This window comes from Paenibacillus sp. FSL R5-0407 (assembly GCF_038009185.1).
Lineage (GTDB): Bacteria > Bacillota > Bacilli > Paenibacillales > Paenibacillaceae > Fontibacillus > Fontibacillus vini.
Genome location: NZ_JBBPAX010000001.1, coordinates 1,063,062 through 1,083,644, shown reverse-complemented (window position 1 = coordinate 1,083,644; position 20,583 = coordinate 1,063,062). Strand labels below are relative to the sequence as shown.

Sequence of the window (20,583 nt, the reverse complement as noted above, 5' to 3'; positions counted from 1 at the left end):
ATGGAAAGTGTCAAATTCAATATATTAAAATCATTTCATTTATGAATTGGAACACATCATTTATTCGAATGGAGGAAATTCCTTTGTCTAATCATGAAAGCGTATTCCCGACGACCTCGTCGATTCCGCTTGAAAACCGGGTTGCCAGCGTATTTGTTCATGTCACGGATTTGCGTAAATCAGCGGAGTGGTACAGCAGTTTACTTGGACTGCCAATCAAGGAAGAGCGTTTGAACGGAGGACCTGTATATTGGTTCGATTTTCAAGGCACGCACTTAATTCTTGATTCTAATGCAGCCAACCACCAAAACCCGGACTGGAATGAGGGAATGAAGCCACGGATGATGTTCCCGGCTCGGGATATTGATCAAGCGTACCGTTATATCCAGGACAGTGGGGAGACCTGTTTCGAACCGGAAAGACATGGAACGATGGCGTACTTCAATTTCCGGGATCCTGAAGGCAATTGTCATATGGCCTGCTGGACTGCGGTTCAAGAAGACAGTCCGGAGTTTGCGGCACAAAGTCCAATCATTCCGAGGATCGGCGGAGTTTTTGTCGATGTAAAAAATATGCCGGAAGCAGCGAAGTGGTATACCGACCTGCTCGGGGTGCCGTTGGATGAAGCGGCTGCATCACAGAATATTTACTCGGTGCCGGTTACTTCCGGAGCCGCTCTTTTACTGGACCAACACCGCCATTTAAACCAGGACTCGTTCACGGAGCTATTCTTTTTTGAAACGGAAGATTTCGAAGGCGCGCTTGAGTTTGTGCGAAATCATGGGTTTCAACTCGCAGGGGAGCCTAACTACTTCCCCGATCTGCGTGAATTTTCCCTGATCGATCCCGATGGTAATCGAATTGTGGTTGCTCAAATGAATTAAAGAGGAGAATCGGACAAGATGCCTAAGCAAATCAGCAGTTCATTGAGCGTGTTATCCGTATCGGATTTGGAACGCTCAAGAGCCTATTACCGGGATGTACTCGGCTTTGAAGTGACAGACTGGTGGGCACAGCGAGACGGCTTGACCGGCCTTGCGCTCAAGCTTCATCAAGCTCCGGATCCTTCTCGGATATTTCCAAACCCGCCGGAGCCGGGTTCGTCTATAGGCATCGATGTCTCCGCCTATGTTGAAAACTGGGCAGGTTTGGACAGCCTTTACCAAGAATTCAAATCCAAAGGGGCCATTATCGCTATGGAGCCTGTCGTCTATGCAGACGGAGGACCATGGAAAGAATTCGTAATCGAAGATCCGGACGGGTATCATTTGGCTTTCGGCGGGATCGACGGATCTCGTGAGCATGCCGATGATTTCCCGGAAGCGCTCGAAGATGGAGAAATGAACGTTGAAATCATAGAGAGGCCGGAAATGAAAGCGGCCGTGCTGCGTATTCCGAGGGACGGCCATCAAGTTCGCGAAGCCTGGAAGAAGGTAGATTCATTGCTGGAGCATCACCCCGCAGTAACCGACCGGGAGCATGGATACGTCTTTATTCCGGAATGGCAATGGTCCTCGGAAGTAACCACGTTATGGGTTGGCATGGCCTTAGAGCATTTTGACGGGTTGCCGGATGAGCTTGAGCAGATCACCATTCCCGCCAAACGCTTTGCCCGTCTGAGGGTTGATGGAGACCGGACCCGCATGGAACAAGCTTACGGGTATCTGTTCAAATGGTTTGAGCAAGGGCCTTACGAGAGGGATTTGCAGGAAGGTTCCTTCGGGTATGAGATGAACCGGCTTCAGCCGATAAATCCCTTCGAAATTCCGGCGGACGAGATCAACTACTTTGATTACGATATTTACGCGCCGATTAAGGAGGATTCAAAGTTTCTTGCTTCGGATCGCTATCCCGGAGTCATCAATGTGGAGATTCGACAGGGGAGAACCCGCAAAATTATCGGAGTAGAAATGTTCGTTGATCGTAAACAGACGATTCCGGAGCAGGCGATTCCGAAAATGTGGGGGGAATTCATGCCGCGGATCGGGGAGATTACGGATGGTAATACCATACGGCCGCTTGGCACTGTTGGATTATACCTATATGAACCTCCTTTTGGACCACGTCAAGATTTCAGCTACGTTGCAGCAGTGGAAGTGGGGGATGATTCTAATATCCCTATCCCGGATGGCATGACGGAACTTTCTATCCCCGATCATGACTGTGTGGTGATCACTTATCGTGGAACAAGCGATGGGCTTGGCCAGGTATGGGATTACTTCCATGGCCACTGGTTTCCGCAGCAGACGGAATATGATGCTGTTCATGATTTTGAATTTGAGTGTTATGATCAACGCTACCTTGGAGCGGATAATGGAAACTCGGTGTTCGAGATGCATTTCCCGGTTCGTAAGCGGGTGGCGGATAAACGCCTGACCGATAAAACGGTCGTCGATGAAAAAGGCGGACATGTACTCCAGGATCTGCGGGGAGAGAATGTCAGAATGGTAAGCTTCCAGGATGCCGTTCTCCACGGGATCGATATGAGAAATGCCCGGTTAAGGCATGTGAATTTTGTGGGCTCGAATTGGGAGCATATTTACTTCTCTAACGTACACATCAACGAAACTCAGTTGGGCGGTACGATCTTCGAACATATCCGCCGGCCTGATGCTGTAAAAAGCCATCTTGACGGGGAGCCGGGTACCGAAGGTTGGGTAAATGTAGAGCCGGTCATTTTCCGCAACAGTGATCTTAGTACAGCTAAGTTTGAAAACTGCAATTTGAGTGATGTTGATATCCAAAACTGTCAACTTGATGGAATGCGGATTAATGGAATACCAGTTACAGCTCTTCTGGGGCATTATTTAAAATAGATGTTGCAGAACGAGTACAAATAAAACAAAAAACAAAACCACCTGTAATTCATATCGAACAATATGAACTACAGGTGGTTTTCTATTCGTGAGTAAGGGTGTTTCCAATGTTAATGTCTTTATGGATATTCTCCGTGCCGGCTTCCAGGGCCGTCTTGTAGTAAAAGCATTTATGATCGATTATTTCCATTGTTTTTCTTAGATCAGCTATCTGTGCTTCTACGACTGCTTTCCTTTCCAGGAACATTTCATATCTTTGTTGTAAGCTGGCGTCTCCCTCCGAACACCAATCAATAAAGTTTTTTATTTCCTTGATCGGCATCCCTGTGGATTTTAAACATTCAATAATTTTCAAAGCTTCGATATCGGATTGTTTAAACAACCGTATTCCACTGGAGGTCCGTTCTACAAAGGGGATTAGTCCTTCCTTATCATAGTAACGTAAGGTAAATGTCGTTAGATCCAATTCTTTTGCAACTTCGCTGATCGAATATGTTTTCATCGTGGTATCTCCTGGTATTAGTCTTAGAGCAAACTCTATACTATGAAAATTTATCACTGTAGGATGTACAGCGTCAAATCTAAATTTAAATCAAGCACTTGACTTAGAGTTAACTATAAGGATTAACATAGTTCTGCAAGAGAGTTCTAGTACATTTTTGATACAACATTTATTCTAGGAGGTTTCTATTATGATAATTGCTAAAGCACGTGCTGTTGACGGTCCGGATCAATCGTTCCGAGCAGCTGAGATTAAACGGCGGGATCTGGATTCGCAGGATGTTCTGATCGAAATTAAATATGCGGGTATTTGCCATTCAGATATCCACACCGCCCATGGCGAATGGGGGCCAGTGAATTATCCTCTTGTTCCTGGACATGAGATTGCGGGAATTGTTACAGCAGTCGGACCTCAGGTTACAAAATACAAGATCGGTGATCGAGTAGGGGTTGGCTGTATGGTCGATTCATGCGGCGAGTGTGCGAATTGCCTAAAAGGGGAAGAACAGTACTGCCTCAAAGGAAATATTCCAACTTACGCGGGTGTTGATAAATATGGCGAACCTACACAAGGCGGATACTCTACCCATATTGTCGTAACAGAGGATTTTGTAGTCAGAATTCCGGATTCTATGGGTCTCGACGCGGCGGCTCCGTTACTTTGCGCAGGGATTACGACTTATTCTCCGCTTCATCACTGGGGAGCCGGTCCGGGCAAAAAAGTAGCTGTTGTCGGCATGGGCGGACTTGGCCATATGGCAGTCCAAATTGCATATGCAATGGGGGCAGAGGTCACCGTTCTGTCTCAGACCTTGAAGAAAAAGGAAGACGGTCTAAAACTAGGAGCAGACCACTACTATGCCACTAGCGAACAGGAAACTTTCGAGAAATTGGCCGGAAACTTTGATCTAATAATAAATACGGTAAGTGCAAAGATTAATATGGATGCTTACTTAGGGCTGCTAGCGCTTGACGGTACACTTGTAAACGTAGGGGCTCCTGCTGAACCATTGTCACTGTATGCGATCAATCTGATCGGACATCGTCGTTCATTTGCTGGTTCCATGATCGGCGGCATTCGCGAGACCCAAGAAATGCTTGATTTTTGTGCAGAATACGATATTGTCCCTATGATTGAAGTGATATCCGCCGACCGGATTGACGAAGCCTATAAACGCGTTTTAGCATCCGATGTTAAATATAGATTCGTGATTGATATCAGCACGATGTGATTTTGAAAGGATGATCTTTCTTGGAGATGATAGATTTTATTAATTACTGTAGAGAAGGAAATCCTATTTCGGGCGAAGAAAAAGAATTGCATCGACTATTGGTTCAGTGTAGTTTTGAAGCTCAAAAGATCACGATGGCTCTGAACACATCTTTCCATTCACACGAAGAAATAGTAACGATTTTTGGTGAGTTGACAGGTCGTCAAGTCGATCCGTCTTTTATGTGTTTCCCGCCGTTCTATACCGATTTCGGCAAAAATATCACAATTGGAAAAAACGTGTTTCTGAATACCGGGTGTTCCTTCTAGGATCGCGGCGGAATTGTCATAGGAGACGGTTCGCTGATCGGTATGAATGTCACGATTGCTACGCTTAATCACGGTTTAGATTTAGAAACTAGGAGTACAACTTTCCCGTCTCCAGTTACCATCGGGCAAAATGTCTGGATTGGGTCGAACGCTACAATTTCCCTGGAGTAACGATCGGAGACAATTCCGTCGTTGCGGCAGGGGCTGTCGTCAATAAGAATGTTCCTGATAATAGTGTTGTTGCCGGCGTTCCGGCAAAAGTCATAAAGAATTTATAATGTTCGTTAATCCTATGCTTCATATTTTCGTGAAAATGGAGGTTTGATGAATGGAGTATATCAAATTTGGAAACACGGGGATGGATGTCTCCAGAATTTGCCTTGGCTGCATGAGCTTTGGAGAGGTGTTGCCGGGAGGTCATCAATGGGTACTTGATGAGGCTCGAAGCCGCACGATTATTAAAAGGGCTCTTGAGCTCGGCATCAACTTTTTTGATACAGCGAATGTCTACGCAGGCGGTACCAGTGAAGAGATTACCGGAAGAGCTTTAAAGGAATATGCGAACAGGGATGAAATTGTTCTGGCTACGAAAGTCTGGGGGCGCATGCATGATGGCCCTAATGGTGCCGGTCTATCCAGAAAATCCATTATGAGCGAAATCGATAAGAGCTTAAAAAGACTGGGGACCGATTATGTGGACCTTTACATCATCCACAGATGGGATTATAGCACACCTATTGAAGAAACAATGGAAGCCTTGCACGATGTTGTGAAGGCCGGAAAAGCCAGATATATCGGTGCATCCGCCATGTATGCTTGGCAATTTCAAAAGGCATTGCATGTAGCTGAGAAAAATGGCTGGACACGATTTGTTTCCATGCAAAATCATCTTAATCTCATCTACCGTGAAGAGGAAAGAGAAATGATGCCGCTTTGCAAAGATCAGAAAATTGCAGTGACTCCTTATAGTCCTCTTGCCTCAGGAAGGCTGATCCGTGATTGGTCTGAAGCCACGCTTAGATCAGAAACCGACCAAATACAGAAATCCAAATATGAGGCGACTGCAGATGTGGATAGAGTAATCGTTGAACGAGTGGCATCCATAGCAAAAGAACGTAATGTTCCGCGTATTCATATCGCACTCGCATGGCTGTTACAGAAGGAAACGGTTGCAGCTCCGATTATCGGGGCTACTAAAGTCGAACAGCTTGAAGATGCTATTGGAGCTCTAACGGTGAAATTAAGCCCTGACGAAATCGCATTTCTGGAAGAGCCTTATGTCCCACATCCTGTAGTGGGGGCACAGTAGAAGATCAACATGATAAATAAGGAGGATACGCTGATGGAATATGTAACTGTTGAGTTTTTAACCGAGTACGGTAAGAAAGGTTTAGTTTAAGAATCATTAGTGCGAATGCTTTTAGTATAGTAGTACATCTTTTTGTTTGTATGTGCCTCCTATCCGTTAGCCGGAAAGGAGGCTTTTATGTGGGTAAAATTGACTCTAAAATGAGTGATGCCCGATGAATTGTGGTGGAAAAAGTTATGACTCATGTGTTCTTTGAATGTCGTAATTTTATATAGATAGTTGTCGCATAAATTCACTATATTAATCGCTATGAATGTGTTACTTTAATCAACAGATGTCAGAATTTTATACAGATGAAGGAGGCAATGAAATGAGTATAAGAATCGGCAAAATCAGCTTCTGGCATGTTCATGCTTGGGAATATACCGAACAGGCACTGGAGCACCCGGATACCGAAATGGCGGCTGTGTGGGATGAAGATCGTGTGCGGGGAGAAGCGGCGGCGGGGAAGCTGGGCGTTCCTTTTTACGAATCGCTCGACGACATGCTGTCTCAGGCCAATCTGGACGCTGTGATCGTGGATGCGCCAACAAACCGGCATAAAGAAGTGATATTAAAAGCTGCGCAAGCGGGTAAGCATATTTTCACGGAAAAGGTAATCGCGCCGACGGCGGATGAGGTTCAAGAAATCATGACTGCCGTGGAGGAGAACGGGGTTACTCTTACTGTGTCGCTCCCAAGGCTGAATGCGGGATCTACGCTTGCGATTGAGGATATTTTGGAAAAAGGGCTGCTCGGCCAAGTGACATACGCAAGAGTGCGTTTGTCCCATAACGGGGCGCTGGCGGGATGGCTGCCTGAGCATTTTTACAATAAAGAACAGTGCGGCGGCGGAGCGATGATTGATCTTGGCTGCCATCCGATGTATTTAACAAGCTTGTTCCTCGGCGAGAAGGTTACCGGTGTCAGTGCCAACTTTGGCTATGTGACCGGCAAGGAAGTGGAGGATAACGCTGTCGTGACGTTGTTTACCGGTTCAGGAGCAATTGGCGTCGTAGAAGCCGGCTTCGTGAACAGTCATTCACCTTTTACGATCGAGATTCACGGCACGGAAGGCACGCTGCTGTTCGGAACTCCGGAGGAGAAGCTTCTACTGAAGTCCAACAAGGATGAGAGTGGAGGAATAGGCTGGGGTGAATGGCCGCTGCGAAGCCATCGGGAAAGCGCTTTCGATCAATGGGTGGGCCATATCCAGAACGGCACGACAGCCCGTACGAATTTGCAAATCGCGGTGGAATTGACCCGTCTGATGGAAGCCGCTAATATTTCGGCCCGCGAAGGACGCGTGATTTCCTTGGAAGGAAGCGCTCTACATCCATGACCGGTCCTAGGGTGAAGCCGCCGTTTCCGTATGAAGTGATGTTTGAGAAGCAGGATTTGTTGGAGCGGCTAGATATCCAGATCGTCTGGGGCCACTACAAGATTAAAGTGCTGCGGTTTCATTTAACTTCGTTTGAGCCGGGACGAATCATCGATTTTCACAATCATTCCGAATTTGAGTTCCATTTCATCCCGAGGGGGAAGGGGCTTGTCATCCTTGAAGATCAGACCTATGCACTGTCGGAGGGGATGTTCTATCTGACCGGCCCTGGCGTGATGCACTATCAGGCTGCATCTTCGGAAGAAGCCATGGATGAGTTGTGCCTGCATGTCGACATCATCCCTTGGGAGCGGACGGAATGCGATCCGTGGGAAGCGGCGGAAGCGGAGGAATGCATCGGGAAGCTATGCCGATTGCCGCTTCAGCCGAAGGAAGACTTGCATGGCGCGATGGCGTGCTTCTTGGAAGCTTATCAGGTGTGCGATGACAAGTACTCAGGATATTACACTTCGATAAAGCAACTGGTGCTCAGTATTCTGATGAAGGCGGTAAGGGCTTACGATGCCGGCGTTATCACCGCCGAAGCGCCCATCCGGAACATGATGACATACCGTTACCAATATGCGGTTCAGTACATGGAAGCCAATTCTTCGGCAAACTTGACCTTGGAAAATGTGGCGGAAAAGCTGAATATCAGCGCCAGACAGCTGCAGCGAACGTTCCAGCAGATGGATGCGAACAAGCCCTTCAGCAAATTGTTGGAGGAGATCCGGTTGAATGCGGTCTGCAGCCGGCTGGAAGAGAGTGATCTGTCCATCGAGCAAATCGCCCTGTCGGAAGGCTTTGCGAACGCCACTTATCTGCACGCTGTGTTTCGCCGACGAATCGGCATGACCCCGACAGAGTATAGAAAGACCAAATCGCTGGAGCGATGAATCATAATTTAGGAGGAATCATCTATGAGCAAGATGTATCGAATCGGAATTATCGGCTGCGGCGGAATCGCTAATGGGAAGCACTTACCAAGCTTAAAGAAACTCGGTAACGTGGAGCTTGTCGCATTCTGCGACATCGTCCCGGAGCGCGCGGAGATAGCTGCAGCCGAGTACGGCTGTGAAGGTGCACAGGTCTACTCCGATTATCGTGAACTGCTGAAGGACGAATCACTCGATATCGTCCATGTGTTGACCCCGAATGATATGCATGCGGAAATTACAATTGCCGCCCTGGAGGCCGATAAGCATGTCATGTGCGAGAAGCCGATGGCCAAGACGGCCGCCGATGCGCGCAGAATGGTTGAAGCCGCCAAACGTACGGGCAAAAAGCTGACGATCGGCTATAACAACCGGTTCCGTCCGGACAGCCTGCATTTGAAAAAGATTTGCGAATCCGGGGATCTCGGCCATATTTATTTTGCAAAGGCCCATGCCATACGCAGAAGAGCCGTACCGACCTGGGGCGTGTTCCTGGATGAGGAGAAGCAAGGTGGAGGTCCGCTCATCGACATCGGTACACATGCCCTCGATTTAACGCTGTGGATGATGAACAACTACAAGCCGAAAGTAGTTCTGGGAACGAAATATCACGAGCTTTCACAAACGGAGAATGCAGCTAATGCCTGGGGGCCTTGGGACCCGGCGAAGTTTACGGTTGAGGATTCCGCTTTCGGCATGATCATCATGGAAAATGGGGCTACCGTCATGCTTGAATCGAGCTGGGCTCTGAACACACTGGATGTGCATGAGGCAAAATGCACTTTGAGCGGCTCTAAAGCCGGAGCCGACATGAAGAACGGGCTGCGCATCAACGGCGAGGAGTTTGGACTTCTATACACCAAAGAGGCAGAGCTTGGAGCCGGCGGTGTTGCCTTTTATGAAGGGAAAGCCGAGAACGATGCGGATTTAGAAATGAAAAGCTGGATTGAAGCCGTGGATAATGATCTGGAACCAGTAGTCACACCTGAGCAAGCCTGCGTCGTCTCCGAAATTCTGGAGGCCATTTACGAATCGTCGAAGACGGGCAAAGCCGTATACATGAATTCGTGATTCACATTTAAGAGGCCGCTGATTAGCGGCTTCTTTTTTGTACAATTGTAAACAGGGGAAGCGGCTGGTCAGTTTTGGAGTTGATTCTTATAATTACGTAAAATAATAATTTGACGAAATAATAACAATGGATTAATCTAGAAACATGAGGTGAATGCTGAAATGGATAAAATCACGAGATCGCATTATATGAGCCGAATCGATGAGAAATTAATGGAACTGCCGTGGTACGTCACCGAATACATAGATACGCGCAAACGCAGATTATCACATACTACATTGTTGAATTATTGCCACGACTACATTATATTTTTTGATTGGCTGGTGTCCGAGAAGTTTGCAGCTCCTACACGTAAAGAAATCGAATTGTCGATTCTGGAGAAACTGACTGTGCGGGAAATCGAAAGTTTCTTGACGTTCCTGGAGTATCAATTAGGCAACACGAAATTGACAATCAACCGGAAATTGTCCGCTTTGAAGTCGTTATTCGATTATTTGCAAAACAAAGCCGAAACCTCAGATCTGAAACCATATCTCGAACGAAATGTGATGGCCAAAATCGAATTTAACGCAATAAAAGAAAGCCAGGAAACGATCGCCAATCGAATTGAAGGTAAAATCCTTCGGGCCGATGATTTTGAACTGTTCCGGCAGTTTATAGCGTATGATTTCGGTGTTCAAAATCAGGAAAACAAGCGTTTGTATCAATTCCATGAGTTTAACCGCGAACGCGATACAGCAATCGTATCGTTGATCCTGGGCTCCGGATTGCGTTTATCGGAAGTTGCCGGCATCAATATCGAGGATTTGGATATGAACAAAGGTTTAGTACGGGTCATCCGTAAAGGTAATAAGGAACAATATGTATATTTTAGCGAACAAGCAAAAACGGACCTGGAGAATTACGTTCAGATCCGCAGTGACCGATATAAACCGGAAAAATCAGAAACTTACTTATTTATGGCAGCACCGATCGGACGCAAAGGCAAAAACCGGCGATTAACACCGAGATCGATTCAAAAGCTGATCGAAAAATACGCTAAAGCATACGGTAAACCAGCACTAACGGTTCACTCATTGAGGCATTCTTTCGCTACACGTTACCACCAGGAAAACAACGATGTCCCGCGACTTAAAAATCAGTTAGGGCATTCATCAATCCAAACGACAATGATCTACACGCATTTAACAGATGAAGAGATGCAGAAAGCCGTAAACAATATGGATAAATAATGGACTGGGAACAAGACCGAAAATCTGCGGAAACCTTGTTCCTGTCTTGTTTTTATTATACTTATTCACAAAACCCGTATTTTGTACATATGTAGTAGCGAAAGAAATAACCTTGTGGCTGACACTTCCAAGCATCATTCCTTTTACGCCCCTTAGCCCACGGCTTCCGATAATAATAAGTTGCTGCTGCTCGGTTTCCCTTGCATAATTCAATATTTCATATCCAGGATCTCCCTTAAGGTGAACAGTTTCCGGGTTAATCCCCGCAGACTTTAATTTAGACTTGGCTTGGTGCAACTGTTCCAAACTCGCTTTTTCCATTTCGTTCAGTATGTCTTCCAAAAAATTCTCTGGTACATATGTCATTCCGTTCGACACATAATCCTGGCTGACATTAACCAAGGTAATGTTCTTGTCCTCAGCAGCTGTTTTAAGTCCAATATTTCGCCTTTTTAATACCTAGCAACCGTGATTAACCTCTCATCTTATCAATTTTCACATAACAATGTGAACGCACTAGGTGCGGGTTCTTTTGGGACTATGTTCTTATCCACCGACACACCTTTAGGGCCATTCTTTTGAGGAATGGCCCTTTCTTTTTGATTCGCTTTGATCACGCCTTTTAGGTTCTTACTTAGATTCGATGCGACCTAATGTATTGGCCCTCTCCTCCAGATCCTTCCGGGCTGCTAACCAGCTTGAATCGTCGAGATTGAGCGCATCGCGAAGGTAAGACCACGTGAGCTGCTGGAGCAAAGCAACTCGTTCGGGGTTCTCGTCCGTCGTCTCAGCGACGTTGTATCCGGAGATTCCGCCAAGTATATGCTCTGCCCCGAAGAGGATGAGCAGGCTCTTTCTGCCCGGGCTCAGGAAGTAGGGATCTGTGAACCAGTCCGGCCCCCGAGTGGACAGGTGAGATTGATCATGATCTCCCGCGACCACGAGAGTCGGCGTCCTCATATCGGAAAAGCTCGGGTTCATAAATGGGAAGTGCTCTGCCGCGAACGGACTCAAGTCAGCTCCACCAAGGCCAGTCGTGGAAAGCAATATGCCCGCCTTGATCCGCGAATCGGACATGTCCTCACCCGGTTCGCCATTAGCATCGAGGACTCGAGCGCCAAGCAGCATGCTCACCGTTTGGCCTCCCCAGGAGTGTCCGGCTGCGGCGATGCGGCTGCGGTCGAGACGTCCGCTGAGGCCTGGAACGGATGCTTCAATAAGATCAAGTTGGTCAAGGATGTGCTTCAGGTCTTGGACGCGAAAACGCCAGATCAGTGGTGTACGGGGATCGTCAGGAGGAAGGTTCAGTGTCCTCGAGTCGAGATGGGTGGGTTGAATGACCACGAAGCCATGAGCAGCCCAGTAATCGACTAACGGACCGTAGCTGTCCATCGACCAACCAAATCCATGCGAGAAAATAATAATAGGCAATTGACTACCCGTCGCTGGCACTGATACCCGCACTTGCAAATCCTCTCCGCGGCCCGGGGCTGACAGCACTATCGGCTTTACTGAGAGGACTGGAGTAGACGTACTTACGTGCATTTTCATAATAGATATTCCTTTCTTGGTCTTCTCAATTTAAACACAGGTTGACGTGTCAACCTTTAGTGATGATAACATGTTGAAGTTGTCACGTCAACCGTGTTATTATATTCCCATGGATAAGAGCAAACTGAACGATGAAGAAATTCAATTATGGTATAAGTGGAAAGGATCCTTTCATAGCATCTTCGGCCGAGTAATTAAAGAGATGTCCGAGCGCACCGGACTATCCGAGGGTGATTATGGGGTATTGGATCGGTTAGACCTTTTGGGGAACGGCTGCCTTCGCCAACAAGAGCTGGCCGAATCTATGGACTGGGATAAGAGCCGATTGTCACATCATCTGACGCGTATGGAAAAACGAAGCCTTGTAATGAGGAAGCCATTAGACGCAGATCGAGGTGTTCAAGTCATTATCACCCCAATAGGAAAGTCAGCATTAGATGATGCCCGGCCCATTGTCTCTATGGCCATACGCAAACATTTCCTAGATCAGTTAACCGACTTAGACATTGAATCGATTATGAGGCTGTCGGAAAGAACAAAAAAAGGGCCTTCAGCGTCTAGTAATCCCTCGAAGCAGTGACCGCGCTTTTTGAAACAAATTTGTTGAATGTTAATTGAACTGGCCCCTTTCATCAAATAACGGAGGGGGCTTTTGCTTCAGCAAGCTTATAGAAAAAAAGCAAAGACTGTCACCACTCGCTAACACCCCGAGTGTGACAGCCCTTATATTACAACCTTAACTCCAGATATTATGTTCTCCGCTTTTAATCTGCCTTTACTCCACTTTGCTGAGCTTCATAATAATGCGAGATCTCCACAATTAAAGCACCCATTCGTTCTATCTCCGGCACGATAATCCGGCTGATCCCTCTATCTCGAAGCGCCTCAGCCGTTACTTTGCCGACAGCGGCAGCCAGCACATCCTGTTCAAAGACGGATTTCACCTCTTCCTCACGTCCATGTTCTCTCGCATAATCAAATAAATATCCGACTTGAACTCTTGTCGTAAAACAAACGGCATCCACTTCTCGCTGAATCAGTTCATTCATAAGCGATGCAAGCGTCTCCTGCTCAGGAGCATGATATCGATAAGGCAGTACGGCTTGAACATCCATGCTGCCTTTGCTTTGGATAAACTGATATAACTGCGACGACAACTCGCCATGAAGCTGAATCCACACCTTTTGATCGGTAAAATCAAACACCTCAAGCTTTTCGATCATACTGGCAACCGTTCCATCATCATCACAGACAACCGGATGAATACCGGATTTCTTTAAAAAGGCGTTTGTTTTATAACCGCGGCAGGCTATCTTAGTTTCTTTCAATCTCTCTTCGAATTCAGTTACGGCGTTAAGCCTCTCCGCAGCCTGAATCATGGCTTCAAATCCAATGCCTGTCGTGAAAATAAACCAGTCTGCCCCCTGCCGGATAAAACGCTTTACATCCTCTTCCACTTCAATCGGATCACAATCCGTTAGCCCCTGAAGTGAACGGATAAGGGGGATTCCACCTCTTCGTTCAATAATTTCAGCCATTTCTTCTGTTTTTTGCGACCCGGCAATGACAATTTTTTTGTTCTGAAGGTCTTTACTCATGGAACAGCCCTCCCTCTTTCGTAAGTAATCCAATCCGTACCTCGTTCCCAAGAACTTGAACCGGATAGGCCCGAACCTGTCCCGTATCGGGATCAAGCACTTGACCATCCGTCAACGAAATTTTCCAGTCACAGATCGGGTCGAACAGGACCTCTCCGGATATCATTCCTTCCGCAATTGTGCCTCCGCGCGGCCCAGGGCTTTTATTCTCAAGCGCATAGATTTGTCCGTCCGTTGTTTTGAATACCGCAATCACTTCCTTACCCAAGCGAACAACTCTTCCCAGTCTCTCCGGGAAATCATCCACATGGCCAACTAGGTAATACGTATATTCATTGCTGTTCAATATTGGTTTCATCTTGCAGCCCCTTCCTATTTCAGTCCTGGTTCGTGGAGACAGTGATTTCATCAAACATCCGTTCTCGCAAATTTGAATTGTTCAGGATTTCACTCCAAGGTTCCTTCACCTGAGCCAGGGCGACCTCCATTCGCTCAGCCAAAGCCCGGCGGTTATCCAGATCATGGACTACAGCTTCTGTGACGGACTCTAGTCCCACCCGTTCGATCCAATCCGAGGTCCGCTCCAGATATTTGCCTGTTTCCCGATAGTACTGCATGAACGCGGAGACAATCTCCAGCAGTTCTTCATCTGTTCGCACCTTGCACAGCAGTTCAGCAAGTCGGGCTTTAATCCCGCCATTACCGCCAACGTAAATTTCCCAAGCCCCCTCATTGCCGACGATCCCAATATCCTTGGTTGATGACTCCGCGCAGTTACGCGGACAGCCGTTTACGGCAAGCTTGAACTTGGCTGGCATATCTAACCGCTCGAACTTCTTCTCGAGTAATATTCCCATTCCCATCGAATCTTTCGTGCCAAAACGGCAGAATTGTGATCCCACGCAGGTCTTGACCGTGCGCAGCGCCTTCGCATACGCATAACCGGACGGCATGCCAAGGTCCTTCCAGATCTTCGGCAGGTCCTCCTTTTTGACCCCAAGCAAGTCAAGCCGCTGACCACCGGTTACCTTAACCAGCTTGACATTGTATTTTACCGCTATATCAGCAATCAGTCTGAGATCCTCCGGAGTGGTTACCCCGCCGTACATCCGCGGCACAACGCCAAATGTTCCGTCCTTCTGGATGTTCGCATGCATACGTTCATTTACAAAACGTGAATCCTTCTCGTCCACATGCTCAGTCGGCCAGATCATACCCAAATAGTAATTCAGCGCCGGACGACATTTGGAGCAGCCCTCCGGGTTATCCCATTCCAGCGCATACCTTACTTCTTTAGAGGTGATCAGCCCCTTTTCTTTAATCGCCGTCACGACTTCATCTTTGCTCAATGTGGTACAGGAACAGATTGCTTCCTGTTTCGCTGCTGCTGAATCATATTTGTCTCCGAGCACATATTGCAGAATCTGCTCTACAACAGGCCGGCAGCCTCCACAAGAACGCGATGCGCTTGTCGCTACCTTGATCTCTTCCACTGTGGTTAATCCTTTTTCGTTAATGGCATCGACAATGTGTTTCTTCGTCACACCATTACATCCGCAGACGATTTCTTCGTCCGCCAGCTCAGCGGCCGTGTTCCCGGTCTCCACCGAGGCTTGTCCCACAATCGCATCATGGATGGCTTCCGTCATAACCGTGCCCGTTCGAATCCACTGCTGCAGTCTGGATGATTCCTTCCCGTCACCGACCAGAACACCGCCGACGATCCGTCCGCCGCGGAGCAGCACTTTTTTGTAAATACGTCGCCAGTCATCATGCATCCGCACAATGGACAGCCCTTCTGCATCCATAAACTCACCAGCGGAGAACACGTCTACACCAGATATTTTGAGCTGAGTAGATACCACAGATCCTTCATACGGCTTCGTATCCACTCCGCACAGATGCTTCGCAAGCACAGCCCCCTGCTCAAACAGCGGAGCTACGAGCCCATATGTAATGCCCCGATGCTCGTTACATTCCCCGACTGCATATACATCCGGTACCGAAGTACGCATATAATCATTCACGAGAATACCCTTATTAACAGCTATACCGCTTTCCTTAGCTAACGCAATATTCGGGCGAATTCCTACCGCCATGACTACGAATTCCGCATCCAATGTCGTTCCGTCGGAGAAACGAATGCCGCTGACTCGCTTGTCCCCCAGAAACTCCTCGGTCTGCTTGCCTGTTGCGAATTTCAAGCCTTGGCTTTCCAGCTCTGCCTGAAGCATCAGCGAGGCGGTATGGTCCAGCTGACGCTCCATGATCTCCTCAAACAGATGGACCACTGTCACATCCATTCCCAGTTTAAGCAGCCCCTTAGCTGCCTCTAGTCCAAGTAAGCCTCCGCCAATTACGGCAGCCTTCTTGTACTGATCAGCCGCACGCAGCATATTCTCGCAGTCCGCAATGTCCCTGAAACCTACAATTCCTTCTTTATCTGCTCCCGGAACCGGAAGGATAAACGGGTTGGAGCCGGTTGCAATGATCAGTGTGTCATACGGAACTTCCATACCGTTGTCTGCCTTCACGGTTTTTTGCTCCGTATCAATATGCGTTACAGTCGTTCCCGTATACAGCTCTATTCCGTTCTCAAGGTACCATTCCCTGTCGTTTAAAATGATGTCTTCTACCGCTTTACTCTTCTCTAGCACATACGATAATTGAATACGATTGTAGTTGGGATAAGGCTCGCTCCCAAAAACGGTGATCCTGTAAGCGCCGGGTGCCAGTTTTAATATCTGTTCCACCGTGTTGATCCCGGCCATCCCGTTACCAATCAAGACTAGATGCCGACGTTCTTGTGCTTCCACCATGCTGAAACCTCCTAAATATATAGTCCTATCCATGCAAAAGTGAACTTGTAACCTTCTAAACATCATACGTAGAAGCGAACCAGTTTTAGCAGATTTTCTCTGTTTCCATCATAAGAAAAAATGGGTGTGAAGGGAACTGTTTATTTTAATTTTTAACTAAATGATTCATCATATGGAATCCTCTTTCTTATTATTTATTTCATTAGAGAAGTACATCAAAAAAGAAAAAGAACTTGGTTCTTAAAACAAAAAGACCGCGCTAGTGCGGGTTCTCTTGGGACTATGTTCTTGTACCCCGACATCGACAAAATACTTTTTGATTAATAAATAGCTTACTCAACTTCATAAATCGTATTAAGCGCGTGAAAATAACAAGCACACCGGTTAGCTTTGAGTAAGCTCAAATTAACGGTGTGCTTGTTAAAAAACTTTGTAACGTTCAATGCGATGAATTCTAACTATTATTCCAACGAAATGTTAAATGTTGATCCGACATTGCCTGCAAATACGAGTGTTCCGTTTTCTGGGAGAACAACTTCATTATTTCCGCTGATTACGGTGTAATTCACGCATGTTCCATTTTTGTCATACACCGCATAGGATCCTTGTTCTGGCATCGATACGATCATCTTCTTACCAGCTATTTCTTGAGGTATACTATACCATTTCGAGTATCCATCTGTTTGCACAGTAACCTTAGATTGTTTTCCTTTATAGAGAGGCACTACATTATCTTCACTTATATACAAACTTCCAGCCGATTCAAAGTATTCGATACCTTCTTGAGTATAAAAACGATACTCAGCACTATCCCGGCTTCCCGTTCCAGGGACTTGATGTTGACTCACTGCAGTATTCGGTCCAGTAATTTTCTTATCCCCCAAATAATCCGGCAATTCTTTGTTACGGGAAATCTTGAGGGTTGGATTTATCATGTAAACTAGTGAGCTATACTTCTCGTTCACAGCGTAATAGGCTTTGCCTTCTCTCTTTGCCCATATATCTTCCGTCTCTTTAGATAGAGGCTGACTCTCCAGCTTCTCGACTACGTACTGTGATATTGCCAGTTGCCCTAACCCCGGAACGGTTGCATATTCTCTACTCCACAGGTAGGTGCGTCCATGATCGCTTACGATACTAACCTTTGAAGTTCCCTCTTGGTTAACAAAGGACCCCTCCGAAGTATATACAAATTTCTGCTCTGGATACCCTGGGACAAGCGGCACCGATAATGTTAGCTCTCCATCCTGTATAGCAATTTTAATCTGTTGGCCGGTTGAGCCATAATAGCCTGAGTACTTTGTAATATCGTCCGGCATGTCAGCCTTAACTGGAGTAACGAATGATTTCTCCGGTTTAATGTCTTTGATTGCGCCCTTCTCTTTCAAGGCCTGAAGAAGAAGCTCGTGTGCCAGAAGTTCGTTTGTCGAACTGCTTCCGCCTGATGACAAAACAGCAGCAGCCATGTTCTGCTCAGGGAGCACCACGAGTGAAGCATGATAAAGAATTGTGTCTCCGCCCTTGCTGAGGCCCTTTATTTTATAATCACTGAAAGGAAATAATCTAACACTATCCCAACCGAGTCCGTAGTCAATTATATTATCCGCTTCTTCTGGCCAGATTCCCTTCTTGAATTCCTCTTGCTCCATCGCCAGTACCGCGCTGTCCGAGAGAATATCTTCTCCTTGTCTCATAAAGATTTGCGCAAATTGTACCAAATCCTCTGCTGTGGAGTAGATCCCGCCTGTTCCAATCACATTAACGGTTTCATTTGGAAGCTGCTTTTGATAGGTTGGATAATAAAGTCCAGGAAAATCGCTTGCTTCCAATTCGTCTTGAGTAGTCTTCGTATGTTCCATATCCAGCGGTCCAATGATATGTTTTTGAAGGAATGCGGTAAATTTCATCCCACTGACTCTCTCTACAAGAATCTCGGCCAAAGTAAATCCATCGTTACAGTAAACCGAGTATGCCCCCGGATCGGCTTTCAAACTTTGTGTAGACAATTGCTCCAGCAGATTATCATGAGCGTAGGTGTCATTGTCATTGAACAGAAATGCATTACCCAGGCTTGACCCTTGAAGTCCGGAAGAATGATTCAGCAGCATACGCGGCGTAATTTGCTTATAGCGTTCATCTGCCATTGTGAAATCAGTTAAGTACTTTGCAACCGGGGTATCCAGATTGATTTTCCCTTCATCCACCAATTTCATGACCGCAACCGTCGTAAACATTTTACTCGTTGATCCTATCCCATACATGGTTTCCGAGGTCAAAGGGATTTTCCCTTCTTGGTCGTTTAATCCCGTCTGTCCTGACACTGTAATCTTGCCGTTGTCGATCAGGGCATACTGTACGCTGGTCGTACCATACTGCTCGGTCAGCAATGCCGCTTTCTCAGAGGCACTTGCCGCCTGTGTCTGACCAGAAGTTGAGGTTGCAACAGTCTCATTAGATGCCAGTGCCGCTGTCGGGACAACCGGTGTTAGTGCAACAGCAGCACTAAGAATCCAGACCAACCTTTTTTTCATGCAAAAACCTCCCTATTTTAGAAACTATGATGTATTACGATTCACCAGATAAAATGGTTCATATTTCCACAAAAAAAGCCTACTCCTCCACCCTACCAAGACGGTTTAAGCCTTGAACCTCTTATTTTTCAATTCGTTCCTCTCTTAGAATGGCCTACTCGACTTCCCTTCGATCTGACCGTTGACCGATGAGCATAGGCTTAAAAACGCCATTATTTCTAGGTAGTACGATGAATGGAGCAAACTTTTTCTCTAATTCCGCACTCCTGTCTTTGTAACCGAGCAAATATTCATCATACCCCGGCAGAAAATAGATTCGTTACCTTTTCTGTTTAGCATTTTCTGCTGATACAAGGTAATCGGTTCATGTTCTTGTCCACTACGTCAATCGGTTCTTGTCCTTCACTCGGGACAAGAACCGATTGACGTTAAAATCATAACCACCCGTCCAACGGGTGGTTTGCTCTTGGGGTATAACCCCCTGTTGCCAAACTGCGCCTAAAGACGCTAGCCTGACAATAAAATTGTTCAGGCTCAGTGTTTTTGTCACTTTCACTTACCAGTTAAACTGGTTTACTTCTTCTTGTTACTGTTTCTGCTGAATGGATCCTCATACTCTTTCACACTCAGTTTATCCATTGCTTGGTCATGTGCTTCTTGCTCACGTATATATTTAGCGACAGTGGCCTCATTCAAGCCTACTGTGCTGACGTAGTATCCCTCTGCCCAAAATTTCCGGTTTCCATATTTATACTTCAAGCTGGCATGCTTCTCAAATATCATCAGCGAGCTTTTTCCCTTCAGATATCCCATAAATGAAGATACTGAGATTTTTGGGGGTATCGCTACTAACATATGTACATGATCTGGCATCATGTGGCCTTCTATTATTTCTACCCCCTTGTATTTACATAAACGTTTGAAAATTTCGATTAAGTCTTTCCTTACTTGATTATAGATCTCTTTCCGTCTATACTTCGGGGTGAACACAATGTGGTATTTGCACATCCACTTCGTGTGAGCTAGACTATAGCTCTTGTTTGCCATTTAAGACCATTCCTTTCATTGTTGAGCCTGAACATCTCAATTTTATCGGAATGGTCTTGGTGGTCAAACCTTCGATCCCTCCACCCGCATAGCGGGTGGTTTTTTGTTTCGCACGCTTCGCGAGCTCAACTGGCTAAAGCCGTAATAAAAAAGCCGCTAAAATAGCGACTTTCAATGAAACTATGTTCTTGTCCCCCGACAAGGTTCTTACC

General features: G+C 46.5%; 19 protein-coding genes. 11 read left to right on the top strand and 8 right to left on the bottom strand.

Going from position 1 to position 20,583, the window contains the following annotated elements:
- The first annotated feature begins 83 nt into the window (after positions 1-83).
- Together NYE70_RS05250 and NYE70_RS05245 are read left to right on the top strand one after the other, a co-directional pair.
- On the top strand, positions 84-884 hold the full coding sequence (locus tag NYE70_RS05250) for a VOC family protein (protein ID WP_341045269.1): 801 nt from the start codon (positions 84-86) through the stop codon (positions 882-884).
- 18 nt (positions 885-902) lie between these two features.
- The gene (locus NYE70_RS05245; RefSeq protein ID WP_341045268.1) at positions 903-2,816 is read left to right on the top strand and encodes an effector binding domain-containing protein; all 1,914 of its coding nucleotides are present in this window, start codon (positions 903-905) and stop codon (positions 2,814-2,816) included.
- 82 nt (positions 2,817-2,898) lie between these two features.
- Here NYE70_RS05245 and NYE70_RS05240 read toward each other — a convergent pair whose 3' ends face one another.
- Complete coding sequence (locus NYE70_RS05240) at positions 2,899-3,318, bottom strand: MerR family transcriptional regulator (protein WP_211020545.1); 420 nt, start codon at positions 3,316-3,318, stop codon at positions 2,899-2,901.
- Positions 3,319-3,508: 190 nt separating this feature from the next.
- Between NYE70_RS05240 and NYE70_RS05235 the strand changes: the two genes are divergently transcribed.
- The 8 genes from NYE70_RS05235 to xerS all read left to right on the top strand — a co-directional run bounded on the left by NYE70_RS05235 (position 3,509) and on the right by xerS (position 10,825).
- Complete coding sequence (locus tag NYE70_RS05235) at positions 3,509-4,549, top strand: NAD(P)-dependent alcohol dehydrogenase (protein ID WP_341045266.1); 1,041 nt, start codon at positions 3,509-3,511, stop codon at positions 4,547-4,549.
- A 20-nt stretch (positions 4,550-4,569) separates the two neighbouring features.
- Positions 4,570-4,857: a hypothetical protein gene (locus NYE70_RS05230; RefSeq protein ID WP_341045265.1), complete on the top strand. Its 288-nt coding sequence runs from the start codon at positions 4,570-4,572 to the stop codon at positions 4,855-4,857.
- A 12-nt stretch (positions 4,858-4,869) separates the two neighbouring features.
- Positions 4,870-5,028 (top strand): acyltransferase, encoded by a 159-nt coding sequence (locus NYE70_RS05225; RefSeq protein ID WP_341047522.1) that lies wholly within the window; start codon positions 4,870-4,872, stop codon positions 5,026-5,028.
- Between the two features lie 157 nt (positions 5,029-5,185).
- A complete protein-coding gene (locus NYE70_RS05220) occupies positions 5,186-6,166 on the top strand; it encodes an aldo/keto reductase (protein WP_290408490.1) in 981 nt (326 codons plus the stop codon).
- A gap of 370 nt (positions 6,167-6,536) precedes the next feature.
- Positions 6,537-7,547, top strand: coding sequence for a Gfo/Idh/MocA family protein (locus NYE70_RS05215; RefSeq protein ID WP_341045264.1), 1,011 nt, complete (start codon positions 6,537-6,539; stop codon positions 7,545-7,547).
- Positions 7,548-7,558: 11 nt separating this feature from the next.
- Entirely contained in the window at positions 7,559-8,482 is a 924-nt protein-coding gene (locus NYE70_RS05210) for an AraC family transcriptional regulator (RefSeq protein WP_341045262.1), read from the top strand.
- 24 nt (positions 8,483-8,506) lie between these two features.
- Positions 8,507-9,592, top strand: coding sequence for a Gfo/Idh/MocA family protein (locus NYE70_RS05205; protein WP_211020538.1), 1,086 nt, complete (start codon positions 8,507-8,509; stop codon positions 9,590-9,592).
- Between the two features lie 162 nt (positions 9,593-9,754).
- Complete coding sequence (gene xerS / locus NYE70_RS05200) at positions 9,755-10,825, top strand: tyrosine recombinase XerS (RefSeq protein ID WP_341045260.1); 1,071 nt, start codon at positions 9,755-9,757, stop codon at positions 10,823-10,825.
- On the opposite strand, the gene NYE70_RS05195 is transcribed toward xerS, so the two are convergent.
- Both NYE70_RS05195 and NYE70_RS05190 read right to left on the bottom strand, forming a co-directional pair.
- Entirely contained in the window at positions 10,778-11,233 is a 456-nt protein-coding gene (locus NYE70_RS05195) for a universal stress protein (protein ID WP_341047520.1), read from the bottom strand. The genes xerS and NYE70_RS05195 overlap by 48 nt on opposite strands.
- A gap of 222 nt (positions 11,234-11,455) precedes the next feature.
- Complete coding sequence (locus NYE70_RS05190; RefSeq protein WP_341045259.1) at positions 11,456-12,376, bottom strand: alpha/beta hydrolase family protein; 921 nt, start codon at positions 12,374-12,376, stop codon at positions 11,456-11,458.
- 109 nt (positions 12,377-12,485) lie between these two features.
- On the opposite strand from NYE70_RS05190, the gene NYE70_RS05185 reads away from it, so the two are divergent.
- On the top strand, positions 12,486-12,956 hold the full coding sequence (locus tag NYE70_RS05185; protein WP_341045258.1) for a MarR family winged helix-turn-helix transcriptional regulator: 471 nt from the start codon (positions 12,486-12,488) through the stop codon (positions 12,954-12,956).
- Positions 12,957-13,140: 184 nt separating this feature from the next.
- Here NYE70_RS05185 and NYE70_RS05180 read toward each other — a convergent pair whose 3' ends face one another.
- The 5 genes from NYE70_RS05180 to tnpA form a co-directional block, all read right to left on the bottom strand.
- Positions 13,141-13,974 carry a uroporphyrinogen-III synthase gene (locus NYE70_RS05180; RefSeq protein ID WP_341045257.1) on the bottom strand — a complete coding sequence of 278 codons (834 nt, stop codon included), beginning with the start codon at positions 13,972-13,974 and terminating at the stop codon, positions 13,141-13,143.
- Positions 13,967-14,332 carry a nitrite reductase (NAD(P)H) small subunit gene (locus NYE70_RS05175; RefSeq protein ID WP_341045256.1) on the bottom strand — a complete coding sequence of 122 codons (366 nt, stop codon included), beginning with the start codon at positions 14,330-14,332 and terminating at the stop codon, positions 13,967-13,969. Before NYE70_RS05175 ends, NYE70_RS05180 begins: the two co-directional genes overlap by 8 nt.
- A gap of 19 nt (positions 14,333-14,351) precedes the next feature.
- Complete coding sequence (gene nirB / locus NYE70_RS05170; RefSeq protein WP_211020530.1) at positions 14,352-16,793, bottom strand: nitrite reductase large subunit NirB; 2,442 nt, start codon at positions 16,791-16,793, stop codon at positions 14,352-14,354.
- 461 nt (positions 16,794-17,254) lie between these two features.
- Entirely contained in the window at positions 17,255-19,324 is a 2,070-nt protein-coding gene (locus tag NYE70_RS05165) for a serine hydrolase domain-containing protein (protein WP_341045254.1), read from the bottom strand.
- Positions 19,325-19,897: 573 nt separating this feature from the next.
- Entirely contained in the window at positions 19,898-20,371 is a 474-nt protein-coding gene (gene tnpA, locus NYE70_RS05160; protein WP_213656720.1) for an IS200/IS605 family transposase, read from the bottom strand.
- Between the last annotated feature and the right edge of the window lie 212 nt (positions 20,372-20,583).

What these genes read in the sequence shown, in the direction of transcription:
- NYE70_RS05245 (WP_341045268.1), top strand. Translation starts at nt 903, where the DNA reads ATGCCTAAGCAAATCAGCAGTTCATTGAGCGTGTTATCCGTATCGGAT.
- NYE70_RS05240 (WP_211020545.1), bottom strand. Translation starts at nt 3,318, where the DNA reads ATGAAAACATATTCGATCAGCGAAGTTGCAAAAGAATTGGATCTAACG.
- NYE70_RS05235 (WP_341045266.1), top strand. Translation starts at nt 3,509, where the DNA reads ATGATAATTGCTAAAGCACGTGCTGTTGACGGTCCGGATCAATCGTTC.
- NYE70_RS05220 (WP_290408490.1), top strand. Translation starts at nt 5,186, where the DNA reads ATGGAGTATATCAAATTTGGAAACACGGGGATGGATGTCTCCAGAATT.
- NYE70_RS05215 (WP_341045264.1), top strand. Translation starts at nt 6,537, where the DNA reads ATGAGTATAAGAATCGGCAAAATCAGCTTCTGGCATGTTCATGCTTGG.
- NYE70_RS05205 (WP_211020538.1), top strand. Translation starts at nt 8,507, where the DNA reads ATGAGCAAGATGTATCGAATCGGAATTATCGGCTGCGGCGGAATCGCT.
- xerS (WP_341045260.1), top strand. Translation starts at nt 9,755, where the DNA reads ATGGATAAAATCACGAGATCGCATTATATGAGCCGAATCGATGAGAAA.
- NYE70_RS05190 (WP_341045259.1), bottom strand. Translation starts at nt 12,376, where the DNA reads ATGAAAATGCACGTAAGTACGTCTACTCCAGTCCTCTCAGTAAAGCCG.
- NYE70_RS05185 (WP_341045258.1), top strand. Translation starts at nt 12,486, where the DNA reads ATGGATAAGAGCAAACTGAACGATGAAGAAATTCAATTATGGTATAAG.
- NYE70_RS05180 (WP_341045257.1), bottom strand. Translation starts at nt 13,974, where the DNA reads ATGAGTAAAGACCTTCAGAACAAAAAAATTGTCATTGCCGGGTCGCAA.
- NYE70_RS05175 (WP_341045256.1), bottom strand. Translation starts at nt 14,332, where the DNA reads ATGAAACCAATATTGAACAGCAATGAATATACGTATTACCTAGTTGGC.
- nirB (WP_211020530.1), bottom strand. Translation starts at nt 16,793, where the DNA reads ATGGTGGAAGCACAAGAACGTCGGCATCTAGTCTTGATTGGTAACGGG.
- NYE70_RS05165 (WP_341045254.1), bottom strand. Translation starts at nt 19,324, where the DNA reads ATGAAAAAAAGGTTGGTCTGGATTCTTAGTGCTGCTGTTGCACTAACA.
- tnpA (WP_213656720.1), bottom strand. Translation starts at nt 20,371, where the DNA reads ATGGCAAACAAGAGCTATAGTCTAGCTCACACGAAGTGGATGTGCAAA.